11 protein-coding genes are annotated in these 12303 nt (G+C 31.7%); 5 read left to right on the top strand and 6 right to left on the bottom strand.

Annotated elements, in window-relative coordinates:
* Positions 1 to 24: 24 nt before the first annotated feature.
* Entirely contained in the window at positions 25 to 1830 is a 1806-nt protein-coding gene (locus GYM73_RS07260; protein WP_220233432.1) for a TonB-dependent siderophore receptor, read from the top strand.
* A 98-nt stretch (positions 1831 to 1928) separates the two neighbouring features.
* On the opposite strand, the gene GYM73_RS07255 is transcribed toward GYM73_RS07260, so the two are convergent.
* From GYM73_RS07255 to GYM73_RS07235, 5 genes are all read right to left on the bottom strand, one after another.
* Positions 1929 to 2216, bottom strand: a complete 288-nt coding sequence (locus tag GYM73_RS07255; protein WP_220233431.1) for a chaperone modulator CbpM — start codon at positions 2214 to 2216, stop codon at positions 1929 to 1931.
* Positions 2217 to 2229: 13 nt separating this feature from the next.
* On the bottom strand, positions 2230 to 3141 hold the full coding sequence (locus GYM73_RS07250; RefSeq protein ID WP_160541897.1) for a DnaJ C-terminal domain-containing protein: 912 nt from the start codon (positions 3139 to 3141) through the stop codon (positions 2230 to 2232).
* Between the two features lie 371 nt (positions 3142 to 3512).
* The gene (locus GYM73_RS07245; RefSeq protein WP_166004426.1) at positions 3513 to 5132 is read right to left on the bottom strand and encodes an aldehyde dehydrogenase family protein; all 1620 of its coding nucleotides are present in this window, start codon (positions 5130 to 5132) and stop codon (positions 3513 to 3515) included.
* 352 nt (positions 5133 to 5484) lie between these two features.
* Positions 5485 to 7152 (bottom strand): amino acid permease, encoded by a 1668-nt coding sequence (locus tag GYM73_RS07240; RefSeq protein WP_220233430.1) that lies wholly within the window; start codon positions 7150 to 7152, stop codon positions 5485 to 5487.
* Positions 7153 to 7834: 682 nt separating this feature from the next.
* Positions 7835 to 8368, bottom strand: coding sequence for a DUF4136 domain-containing protein (locus GYM73_RS07235; protein WP_220233429.1), 534 nt, complete (start codon positions 8366 to 8368; stop codon positions 7835 to 7837).
* A gap of 252 nt (positions 8369 to 8620) precedes the next feature.
* On the opposite strand from GYM73_RS07235, the gene GYM73_RS07230 reads away from it, so the two are divergent.
* From GYM73_RS07230 to GYM73_RS07215, 4 genes are read left to right on the top strand one after another with little or no spacing between them, the layout of a single operon-like run.
* Entirely contained in the window at positions 8621 to 9064 is a 444-nt protein-coding gene (locus GYM73_RS07230) for a BT0820 family HAD-type phosphatase (protein WP_160541901.1), read from the top strand.
* Complete coding sequence (gene map, locus GYM73_RS07225; protein ID WP_220233428.1) at positions 9061 to 9879, top strand: type I methionyl aminopeptidase; 819 nt, start codon at positions 9061 to 9063, stop codon at positions 9877 to 9879. Before GYM73_RS07230 ends, map begins: the two co-directional genes overlap by 4 nt.
* Positions 9880 to 9887: 8 nt before the next feature.
* Complete coding sequence (locus GYM73_RS07220) at positions 9888 to 10655, top strand: methyltransferase domain-containing protein (protein ID WP_220233427.1); 768 nt, start codon at positions 9888 to 9890, stop codon at positions 10653 to 10655.
* A gap of 45 nt (positions 10656 to 10700) precedes the next feature.
* A complete protein-coding gene (locus GYM73_RS07215; RefSeq protein ID WP_220233426.1) occupies positions 10701 to 11249 on the top strand; it encodes an RNA methyltransferase in 549 nt (182 codons plus the stop codon).
* A gap of 66 nt (positions 11250 to 11315) precedes the next feature.
* Here the strand turns inward: GYM73_RS07215 and GYM73_RS07210 are convergent, their stop codons facing one another.
* Positions 11316 to 12287: a deoxyhypusine synthase family protein gene (locus tag GYM73_RS07210; protein WP_105298079.1), complete on the bottom strand. Its 972-nt coding sequence runs from the start codon at positions 12285 to 12287 to the stop codon at positions 11316 to 11318.
* Positions 12288 to 12303 lie beyond the last annotated feature (16 nt).

Genomic DNA, 12303 nt, shown 5'->3' with positions numbered 1-12303 from the left:
AAAATTTGCTGTGAACAATAGATTATGAAACTATTTTATTCAATTATTGCCTTGTTTATATGTTTAGTACTGGTTGCGCAGGAGAGTAAAGAACTTGAAGGAGTTGTAATTCAAGGGAAAACACTTTCCTTACCTTTTAACAAAACTTCACAAAATGTTCAGATAATTACGAAAGAACAAATCAAAGCTATGCCTGCCTCCAGTATTGAAGAAGTTCTTTCTTATTATTCAGGAATAGATATAAGACAAAAGGGAGCGCATGGAGTACAAGCCGATGTTAGTATAAGAGGAAGTTCTTTTGAACAAGTATTAATTCTTATCAATGGAATACGCATGAATGATAGCCAAACCGGACATAATACCATGAATCTTCCGGTAGATTTAGCTTCCATTGAACGAATTGAAATAGTTAAAGGTCCTGCAGCTCGTCGTTTTGGACAAAATGCATATGCCGGTGCTATTAATATTGTTACTCGTCCGTCTACCAAGAATGATATAACAATTTCAGGATCTTTAGGTGATTTTAATACGACATCTTTAGGTGCTTCATTAAATGTTTCAGGAAAAAAGTTTTCTCACTTTATTCAAGCAGAAACTTCACAATCTGATGGATATCGTTACAATACAGACTATCAAGTTAAAAATGTATGGTATCAGAATCAGTATAAATTAAACGGGGGAGAACTTCGTTTACAAGGAGGATTTATTGATAAAAAATTTGGAGCTAACGGATTTTATTCCTCCCCTTTAGCAAAAGATCAGTATGAAGCAATTCAAACTTCTTTGGTTAGCATTGGTTGGAATCAAAAATCAGGTAAATTCAAATGGGAATCCAATGCATATTGGAGAAGGTCTCAAGACGAATATATTTTCGAAAGACATAATCCCTCAAAATATAGAAACCTTCATATAGGTAATAATGCAGGAATCGAAGCCAATACAAACTATTCATCTTCTTTAGGAATCACCGGCGTTGGATTGGACTTTAGAAAGGAATATTTATCTTCCAATAATTTAGGAAAAAATCATCGGACGGTTTATTTTGCATTTTTGGAACATCGATTTATGTTTTTTAAAAACAGATTGGATATTACTCCGGGAATTAGCTTTTCCGACTATTCGGATTTTGGGAATTTTTGGTATCCGGGAATTGATATTGGATACAGTATAAACCAACAAAATAAATTATTTGCTAATTTAGGAAAAACCTATAGAGTTCCTACGTATACAGATCTTAATTATACAGACCCGGTCACCGAAGGAAATTCCAATTTAAAACCGGAGAATGCTTTGTCTTATGAATTGGGATATCGATTGAATCATAAAAACATAAAAACTACCATCAGCTTTTTTAGAAGGGAATCAAGAAAAAGTATAGATTGGACAAAAGATAGTGAAGAAGGTAAATGGAAACCCGAAAATATTTCAAGAATAAATACGGATGGTGTAGAAGTTGATTTTAATTATTCTTTTACGGCACTCTTCATAAAATCAATCAATTTAGGTTATACCTATTTGGATAAAAATTTAAAATATTCTGACCGATCGTACTCTAGATATTCATTAGATAATTTAAGACATCAGTTGGTTGTAAAAGTAGAGCATAAACTTCTCAAGAATATATCCAATCAAATAATTTATAGATACAATGACAGAGTAAACTTAGATGATTACCATTTATTGGATGATCGTCTTATGTATCAAACCAATCATTTGCAGTTATACATCCAAATGACCAATATTCTAAATACTAAATATACAGAATCAAATTTGGTACCCATGCCGGGTAGATGGATACAAGGAGGAGTAATTTTTAAGAATTTTTTATAAAGTTTGTACATATATGTTAATAGCCATACATTTTTAAAATGTATGGCTATTATATTACTAAAGCTAAATTAAATTTTTAAATAACAGAATATTTTTATTTATTCATAAAATTCAAGCCTGTTTTTAAGTTCGGTCATTTCAAGTTGGAGTTTACGTATTTTAAAAAGTAAATTTTTTACAGCATCAATTCCTGCAAGGTTTATATCCATGTCATAAAACATTCTGGAATAAGATTCCAAATCGGAAAGAGTATCAAAAGGAATGTATTTTATTTCCTCCTTTTGAACGGTATGGATAATACCCAAATTTTCTAAATCCTCAATAAATGATACATCTACATTATAATGTATGGAATATTCTTCTATAGTTATCAAATCATTTTTCATGTATCAGATAATTTTATGATTCTGCTAATTGTTTAAATAAATTTTTTTGCTTTTCAGAAAGGTGAGTAGGTATTTTTACTTGGTAAATCACGAATAAATCTCCATGTTCTCCTTCTTTTTTATACACAGGAAATCCTTTACCTTTCAATCGCACTTTAGTTCCATTTTGAGTACCCGGACTCACTTTGAGTTTAACTTTGCCATCCAGAGTATCAACGGTTATTTCTCCCCCTAAAACAGCTGTATAAAGGTCTACTTCTGCAGTAGTGGTTAAATCATTATGTAATCTTTTAAATTTAGGATCTTCCAAAAGAGTAAAAGTAATATATAAATCTCCGTTAGGCCCTCCGTTTGCACCCGGGCCCCCTTGACCTTTCAATTTTATTTGCTGACCATTAGAGATGCCTGCAGGAATGGTAATACGTATTTGTTTACCGTTGACGTTAAGAGTCTGTTTATGTGTGGTTGCTGCGTCTCGCAAGGAAAGACGTAATTCTGTGGTATAATCTTGCCCTTTAAATTGAGAACTTCTTCGATGAGTTCTACCGGTTCTTCCACCAAAAAGATCACTAAAAAAATCAGAAAAACCTTCCGTACCAAAACCTTGGGAAAAACCTTCAAAAGGGTTACCGGAATTGTCATAATAGTATTGACCGCCACCGCCTCCTTGTTGTTGACGTGCTTGTTCAAATTGTTCTGCATGTTTCCAATTTTCGCCGTATTGATCATACTTCTTACGTTTTTCGGGATCGCCCAAAACTTCATTAGCTTCATTAATCTGCTGAAATTTTACATTAGCTTCTTTATCATTAGGATTTAAATCCGGATGATATTTTCGGGCTAATTTTCGGTATGCCTTTTTGATATCATCCTGAGAAGCATTTTTACTTAATCCTAAAACTTTATAATAATCAATATATGCCATATAGTGTAAGTCAAATTTTTTATATTCGTGGATATTTCGTGTATAATGTATCGGTACAAATTCTAAACCAAAGTACACTTTGTCATATATTTATCTGATATATGCAGTTTAACTTCACTATTGAAAACTTTTACTAAACTTATTATAAATCTAACAGAATAAAAAATATTGTTAACTAAAACGGAGTCCCGCATTTGAAAAGATAAATAAGAAGTAAGAGGAAATGATCGATTAATGATATAAATTTTTAAATGTATGAATTTCCCTTTTTAATAAAGCTTAGCATATTAAAAAAAAATAAAACCATCTATACGAAGATAGATGGTTCCATTTTATAAAATAATTGATATTATAAGATAAAAAACCTCAAATTAGCTTAATCTTGAAGATTTACCACTCTTTATAACAGAGTCAATCAAATTGTCATTTGATTTAGTATCCTTGGTAGCTACAACAGAGTCGATAGATAGGGCATATAAAGCATCAATGGTTGATAGAGTACCTAAAGCTGAATTTTTTCTACCGTTAAAAGGAAGCGTATCAGGTCCACGTTGACATTGAGCATTAATATTGATTCTACCTACTTGACAACATAGGGCATCAACAAGATAAGATACAGTATCTTCATCATTACTGAAGATGGCTGCTTGTTGTCCTTTAGTTGAATTGGTAATATAGCTAATCGGAGATTCAAGATCGTCAAAAGGAACTATCGGAATGATAGGAGCAAATTGCTCATTATTATATAATAGATTCATTTTCTCATTAGCCGGATAAATTACAGTTGGGCTAACTAATGAATTTAAAATTTGTCCTCCTCCATTTTCTTTATTGATAATTTCACCGTTGTTTTCTAAAGCTTCATCAATACATTTTTGAACATATTGAGGTTTGTCCGGTTCAGCTAACGGAGTAATGGTTACATTATCTTCCCATGGCATTCCCACTTTCAATTTAGATATTTCCTCAGTGAATTTTTTATTGAATTCATCAGCAATTGAAGAATGTACAAATAGTATTTTTAAAGCCGTACATCTTTGTCCGTTGAAAGAAAAAGTACCCAAAATAGCTTCTTTAACTGCCAAATCGATATCAGCAGTTTTGTCGATAATAGCCGCATTTTTGGCGTCTAATCCTAATACGGAATGAAGACTGTTTGCATTAGGATGTTCTTTAATCATTCCATTTACTACCTTACTGGATCCGATAAATGCTAATACATTAATTTTACCTGATTGCATTAAAGTAGGAATAACATCTTTACCTCTGCCGTATAAAGTATTGATAACCCCTGCAGGAAAACATTCTTTAAATGCATTTAATAAAGGTTCAAACAATAATGTCCCACGACGCGGTGGTTTGAACAATACGGTGTTACCCATTAATAAAGCAGGTATCAAAGTCGCAAAAGTCTCATTTAAAGGATAATTGTAAGGGCCCATACAAAGGACAACTCCGTAAGGAGATTTTTTAACCTGAGCAACCACCCCTTCATCTGTTTTTGTACGAGATGAATTTATATCTAATTCTTTCAGAGCTTCAATAGAACATTTTATCGCATCAACCGTTCTGTCGAATTCTTTTTCGGAGTCTTTATAGCTTTTACAAATTTCCCAAACTAGTAATTTTACTACTTTTTCTCTTTGCTCAACCATTTTAACGATGAAATTTTCCATCGCAGAGATTCTTTGAGAAACAGACATAGACGGCCATTCTCCTCTTCCTCCGTTAAAAGCTTTTAAAGCAGCCTGTAAGGCTTTTTCAGCTTCTTTAGAAGTACAGATTGGATAGCTCCCTAATTTAGTTTGTACTAACTCATCTGTAGAGTTTGAACGGGTATAAATAGGAGAATAAACTTCTTGAAATGGACCTTCCCATTCAATAAATTCTCCATCGATCAATACTCTTTTCTGAGAGATTTCGTTTTGAAGTCGAAAATGTTCAGGAATTTCATTTTCTTTTGGAAAAAAATTTATTAAGTTCTGATTCATAATACTTAATTATATTTATTGAGCAAGAAAAAATTTACTTTCAAGCTAATTAGCGTTTGCAAAGATAATAAGTTTATTTTTTTTCGTCATGATTATTTTTAGATTCATATGAAAGAAATAAAATAAATATTGAAATTAAAAGAAACTTTATTTTCTAAAGTATTGATGGATAATTATATATAGTTAATTGTAACAAAAATATCTTTTAGCATATTTTAATTGTTTGTATCCAAAATTTATATTGGAAAGACGCAAAATTTTATGAAAGTGAAAATATTTAAGATTAATGTAATTTATTTAATACAAAATTATTTGAAGATAAAATTACTATAGTATAAATAATTTAAAATAATTAATGATTATGAGAAGTTTGAATTAATTTTTCGAGTTTACTGTTTTTCCTTCCATATAAGAAGTAAATTGATAATCCGATCAATAGCCATAATATAAACATTCCCCAATTAGACCATCCTAATTCCGTCATTAAATATAAATTAAACAAAATACCGAGAATAGGTATTAGCGAAAATTTATATTTGAATGCACCTAAAGATAAACCGAACCAGATAATCCAAAAAATAGCTAATAAAGGTTTATCTGCAAGGATTTCCTTATAATTGGTTTGGGTTAAGAACAAAATGATAGCCATACAAAAAGACAAAGGAATTAAATATTGACCGTTGATATAAATTAATTTAAATTTGGCTTGATGAGAAAGACCTTTGTTATCTAAATATAAAACTCCGGAACAAACTAAAATAAAAGCAAAAAAAGTTCCCACACTTGTCAAATCCACAACCAACTGCATATCCAGGAACATAGCAGGTATTCCCACAAAGAAACCGGCAATAATAGTTGCAAATCCGGGGGTATGATATTTTTTATGAATAGTACCAAAAGGCTTCCATAATAAACCGTCTCGACTCATGGTCATCCATATTCTCGGTTGTCCGATCTGGTAAACAAGAATGGCTCCTGTCATGGCGATTACTGCACTCACGGAAATGATTCCGGCTATAAAATTTATTCCTATTTTATTGAAAACATACGCCAACGGGTCATCAACACGTAATTCTTTATAATTAACCATACCGGTCAATATTAATGCAATTGAAGCATATAAAACGGTACAAATTATAATACAATATAGCATGGCGCGAGGCAAATCCCTTTGTGGATTTTTAGCTTCTTCAGCTGTAGTCGATATAGAATCAAACCCGATAAAAGAAAAAAATACGGCAGCCACTCCTCCCATAACTCCTCCTAAACCATTAGGAAAGAAAGGCGACCAATTATCCGGTTTTATATAAAATACACCAATTAAAATAATGCCTATGATTACAGATAATTTAATCCAAACTAAAGCATTACTTACACGGGTAGATTCTTTAATTCCTACGTACGCCAGGGTGGTAACTAATAAGGTAATTAATCCCGCCGGTAAATTAAATATTATTTTTATGTTGGCAATTTCCGGAGCAGATTGATATATTTCCGATAATCTAAGATCATTTTGGGATAGACTTTGAGGATGTGCAAGATATTCAAGATAAGCTCTGTGAGCATTCCAATAATCAATGGAAAGCCAATCAGGCCAATGAATGCCAAAACCTTGCAACATAGAGACAAAATATCCCGACCAAGAGATTGCGATCACCATGTTTGATACAGCATATTCAAGTATTAAAGCCCACCCGATAGTCCAAGCAAATATTTCACCTAAAGAAACATAAGCATAAGTATAAGCGCTGCCGCTCACCGGAATCATAGAAGCAAATTGCGCATAACATAATGCGGTAAAAATACAAGCAACAGCCACTAAGATAAAAAGTAATGAAATGGCGGGTCCTCCTTCATAAGAGGCTCTTCCGATGGTACTGAAAATGCCGGCGCCTATAATCGCAGCAATTCCAAAAAAAGTTAAATCCTTTACAGTTAATACTCTGCTTAATTCAGATTTTTGTGTTGTATCCTGTAAATCAGAAATATTTTTTTTACGAAAAAATGTGTTAAAATTCATTCCGGCTTTTTTGAATTTTTAAATAAGGGAAATGATATCAAGTGCAAAAGTATAAATATCTTTTAATTCTTGTTTAAATATTGAAAAGTTTTTACAAATGTTCATAAAAAAATAATGATTTAGCTAGTTTAAAATTATCTCATTTATTATTAAAATAAATAGTAAATGAAACACATAGTAAATCCTCAGAAGTATATTTTTTTTAAAGAAATTATGAACAAATAATGAGTCGATACTTTGGAAGAAGTCTTACAATTGTTACCGTAAAGCATCAATATTGTACTAAATTTTGTGGCAAAAAGAGTAGCGTTCTTACTTATAGTGAGAGGTTTTCATATCCCTATTGACTTAGATAAACCCTTTTTTATTCATTATGTCACTTTGGCAGATAGGGTAAATATTTAAAAACTTGAAAAGAGTAAAGATTTTTTGGGAAATTTATTTGGGTACTTAATTTCCTACAAAAGTTTTATGGATTAAATTACTAAAAAGTCTCATTAATAAATTTAGAAGAAAAATTTTTTTGCAACAGATTTAAGAGGTTGATCTCATTTAGCAATGAGACGTTAATATCTAGATAATAGATATCATAAAACATAAATTATTAGTAAAAAAAAAGTTTAGATTAGATAAATTAAAACCTCAAAATTTAAATTTTGAGGCTTTAGATGTGTTTATTTTTTTAATAATATGAGTTATTTTTCTTTTTAGGCGGATAATAATTAAATATTTTTTGAATGGCTTTATTTATTTGTTCCTCTTTATTTTTGATATTACCAACATCAAAACCATCAACCATACCCTCCCAAACTAGAATATTTTTTTTAGAATCCACTAAATGAAACGTTAGTTTTCCTTCACGAGTTTCATAAACTGTGCTGGAAGGAGCCCAATAATATCCCCATCCCCACGGGCCGTTCCAATATGGATCATTATCAACATTAATTACTTTTTTTGATGAAGCAAGAACATTTACGATCAAATCTCCGTCGGCACTTTCGGTTAATCCCTTGCTTTTTAATTGATTCTCTAAAGCACGGATGATACGACTTTTGTCAATATCATTCAATTTTAATTTATCGATACCCTGCTGATAAATGGTAAAAGATTTATAATTTGAAAAATCAACCGTTTTGTCAAAATCATAGGAAGTAGTTAATGCACAGCTGGAAAGTAAGATGCAAAAAGCAGTCATAACTAAAAGTTTTAATTTCATAGACCTTTATTTTTTTAATTAATATTTCAGAACTAAAAATTTTCTCATCTAATATTATACCAAAAATTATAAAAATTATAACCGAATTTGATATAAAAGATTTCTTAAATTATTTCAGGCTAATATCCAAGTGGATAACAAAAAATTTATTGATTAAAAACTTGTAAATTTGGAAAATTAATGACAATTTAGAACACTAATTTGAACACTAAACTTAAAAGAGTAAACAGAACTAACTTGTAGTATATTTATATGAATAATAAGATAATAGCTATTGATTTTGATGGGACAATTGTAGAAGATAAATATCCGGAAATTGGTAAACCGATGATTTTTGCTTTTGAAACTATGAAAAGACTTCAGAGCAGAGGTTTTCGTTTAATCCTTTGGACTTATAGACATGGTAAGAGATTAGAAGAAGCCGTAGAATTTTGTTATAAAAACGGAATTGAATTTTATGCAGTGAATTCAAGTTTTGAAGGGGAAATATTTGATAGAGAGACCCAAAGTAGAAAAATAAATGCCGATTATTTCATTGATGACAGGAATTTAGGTGGATTTCCCGGATGGGGAGAAGTTTATGAAATTATAAAAGAAAAGATAGAATTTGGCGTAGAGGGAAGACAAGTGTTGGCTTATTCAAAAAGAAAACATAAAAATAAGAGAGGTTTTTTTTCAAGAATTTTTAAATTATGATACAATTAAAAACAAAAGAAGAAATTGAATTGATGTACGAAAGCGCTCAATTGGTTTCTAAAACTTTGGGAGTACTGGCTAAAGAAGTTAAACCCGGAGTGACTACCTTACATTTAGATAAAATTGCTGAAGAATATATACGAGATCACGGTGCTATTCCCGGTTTTTTAGGATTGTATGACTTTCCTAATACTTTATGTATGTCTCCTAATGAACAAGTGGTTCACGGTATACCTAATAATAAACCGCTCGAAGATGGAGATATAATTTCCATTGATTGTGGAGCATTAAAAAATGGATTTTACGGAGATCAAGCGTATACATTTTCTGTAGGAAGCATTGATCCTGAAGTTGATAAAATGATGCGAATTACTAAACAAAGCTTATATGCAGGAATAAAAAAATGCAAAGCAGGAAATAGAATAGGGGACATAAGTTTTGCGATACAATTAATTTGTGAAAATGCAGGATATGGAGTAGTACGCGAATTAGTAGGTCATGGTTTGGGTAAAGAAATGCATGAAGATCCGCATGTTCCTAATTATGGAAGAAAAGGCAATGGTCCAAAAATAGAAGAAGGATTAGTAATAGCAATTGAACCGATGGTCAATTTAGGTACATATAAAGTTAAATTCCATAACGACGGATGGACTGTAACCACGCGGGATAACAAACCCTCTTGTCATTTTGAACATGATGTTGCAGTAGTAAATGGAGAGCCAAAACTACTTTCTACTTATAAATACATATATGATGCTTTAGGCATTACTTCCAATGAAGAAGATGAATTTTTATACCAACCCGCGCAGGATTAATTTAGTTAATGAAGCAAGTATTTAAGTTTTTTTTGAATTTAATACCCAGACCGATTCTTATTAAATTCAGCTATTTCTTTGCTCCTTTTTTTGCGTGGTTTTACAAAGGAGATCAATTTGTAGACCCAATAGACGGTAAAAAATACCGAAAATTTTTGCCGTATGGTTACGGTAAACCTAGAAATAATGCTTTAGCACCGGGGACATTATCTCTTGAAAGACATAGGTTAATGTGGTTGTATTTGCTAAAAGATACTGATTTTTTTTCAGCTAATTTAAAAGTTTTAAGTATTGCTCCGGAGCAATGCTTCCTAAAAAGGTTTAAAAAATTAAAAAATTTAGAGTATATAACCGCTGATCTTTATTCTCCTATTGTAGATGTTAAAGCGGATATTTTGAACCTGCCTTTTAAAGATAATGAATTTGATGTGATTTTTTGCAATCATGTATTGGAACATATAGAAGATGATCGTAAAGGAATGTCAGAATTATACAGGGTGATGAAACCTGGAGGATGGGGAATTTTTCAAGTACCCATGAGATATGGATCTAACAAAACATACGAAGATTTCTCCATCACAGACAAAGAAGAAAGAAAAAAACATTTCGGACAATATGATCATGTGAGATGGTATGGGTTGGATTATTTTGAACGTTTAGAAAACGCAGGGTTTCAAGTAGAGCAAGTAAAGTATTATGAAACTTTACCCGAAAGTGAAATGGAAAAATACGCATTATCGAAAAATGAAATTTTACCGGTAGTAAGGAAAAGGTAAAAAAATATATGTAACTCCTAAAAATCAATCAACATTACTGAAAATATGCAGCAACAGGAAAAAGTAGAGAAATTAAAATTAGAATCGTTAAACAGAAAATCCCTTGAAGATTATAAAGAAAGTGAGAAAATTCCCGTGATAGTATTGCTGGATCAAGTTCGTTCCATGCATAATGTAGGATCAGTTTTCAGAACCTCAGATGCTTTTGCTATAGAGAAAATTTATTTATGCGGAATTACGCCGTGCCCTCCTCATCGTGAAATCCAAAAAACAGCCTTGGGAGCTACGGAAAGCGTTGAATGGGAGCATCAGGAAAATATAAGTGAATTAATAATTAACTTAAAAAACGAAGGGTATATTATTGTAGGAGTAGAACAAGTGAAAGGAAGCATTTTATTACAAGATTATCCAATAAACAAGGAACAAAAGTATGTCTTAATTTTCGGAAATGAAGTTGAAGGGATCAGTGATTCAATTCTCCATTTAATTGATATTTTTATTGAGATCCCTCAATCTGGAACAAAACACTCTTTAAACGTAAGCGTTTGTGCCGGAATAGTTCTTTGGGAATGGTATCGTAATCTTTTAAGATAGTATTAAAAAAAGTTCGGAACTAAAATTCCGAACTTTTTTATAGTATAAATTAATAATTTTATCTTACTACATTTCTAGAATATAAGCAAAGACTAACGGAGCTACAATAGTTGCATCACTCTCAATAATAAATTTAGGAGTATCAATATCTAACTTTCCCCAGGTTATTTTTTCATTGGGAACAGCCCCCGAATAAGAGCCATAGCTGGTGGTTGAGTCGGATATCTGACAGAAATAGCTCCAGAATGGAACATCTTCCCATTCTAAATCTTGATACATCATAGGAACTACACAAATAGGAAAATCTCCGGATATTCCTCCGGCTATTTGGAAAAATCCTACACCTTTACCTTCCGAATTGTTTCGATACCATTCGGTTAAATATATCATATATTCAATACCGCTTTTCATGGTTGAAGCTTTCAAATTTCCTTTAATCACATTAGCAGCAAAAATATTTCCCATAGTACTGTCTTCCCAACCCGGAACTACAATAGGTAAATTTTTTTCAGCAGCGGCCAACATCCAACTGTCTTTAGGGTCTATTTCGTAATATTGTTCCAATACTCCCGAACGAAGCATTTGATACATATATTCATGAGGGAAATATCTTTCACCTTTATCGTCTGCATCTTTCCATATTTTTTCAATATGTTGTTGGATACGTCGAAAAGCTTCTTCTTCCGGAATACACGTATCTGTAACGCGATTTAAATGATTTTCAAGTAATTCCCATTCTTGTTGAGGAGTCAGGTCGCGATATTCAGGAATTCTCTTGTAGTGGGAATGAGCCACCAAATTCATGATGTCTTCCTCTAAATTAGCTCCCGTACAAGAAATAATGGATACCTTATCTTGGCGAATCATCTCAGCCAAAATTTTTCCTAATTCAGCGGTACTCATGGCACCTCCCATAGTAATCATCATCTTACCCCCATCTTTAAGATGAGCTACATAACCTTTAGCAGCATCTACTAAGGTTGCAGAATTGAAATGTAAAAAATATTTTTCAATAAATTCCGAAATAGGTTTATTCATTGTAAATTCTAATTTT

This window comes from Apibacter sp. ESL0432 (genome assembly GCF_019469225.1).
In the GTDB taxonomy this organism is placed as follows: domain Bacteria; phylum Bacteroidota; class Bacteroidia; order Flavobacteriales; family Weeksellaceae; genus Apibacter.
This window is presented reverse-complemented; position numbering and strand designations above follow the sequence as displayed.

Coding starts and splice junctions, on each gene's coding strand:
- GYM73_RS07260 (WP_220233432.1), top strand. CDS start 25: ATGAAACTATTTTATTCAATTATTGCCTTGTTTATATGTTTAGTACTG.
- GYM73_RS07255 (WP_220233431.1), bottom strand. CDS start 2,216: ATGAAAAATGATTTGATAACTATAGAAGAATATTCCATACATTATAAT.
- GYM73_RS07250 (WP_160541897.1), bottom strand. CDS start 3,141: ATGGCATATATTGATTATTATAAAGTTTTAGGATTAAGTAAAAATGCT.
- GYM73_RS07245 (WP_166004426.1), bottom strand. CDS start 5,132: ATGAATCAGAACTTAATAAATTTTTTTCCAAAAGAAAATGAAATTCCT.
- GYM73_RS07240 (WP_220233430.1), bottom strand. CDS start 7,152: ATGAATTTTAACACATTTTTTCGTAAAAAAAATATTTCTGATTTACAG.
- GYM73_RS07235 (WP_220233429.1), bottom strand. CDS start 8,368: ATGAAATTAAAACTTTTAGTTATGACTGCTTTTTGCATCTTACTTTCC.
- GYM73_RS07230 (WP_160541901.1), top strand. CDS start 8,621: ATGAATAATAAGATAATAGCTATTGATTTTGATGGGACAATTGTAGAA.
- map (WP_220233428.1), top strand. CDS start 9,061: ATGATACAATTAAAAACAAAAGAAGAAATTGAATTGATGTACGAAAGC.
- GYM73_RS07220 (WP_220233427.1), top strand. CDS start 9,888: ATGAAGCAAGTATTTAAGTTTTTTTTGAATTTAATACCCAGACCGATT.
- GYM73_RS07215 (WP_220233426.1), top strand. CDS start 10,701: ATGCAGCAACAGGAAAAAGTAGAGAAATTAAAATTAGAATCGTTAAAC.
- GYM73_RS07210 (WP_105298079.1), bottom strand. CDS start 12,287: ATGAATAAACCTATTTCGGAATTTATTGAAAAATATTTTTTACATTTC.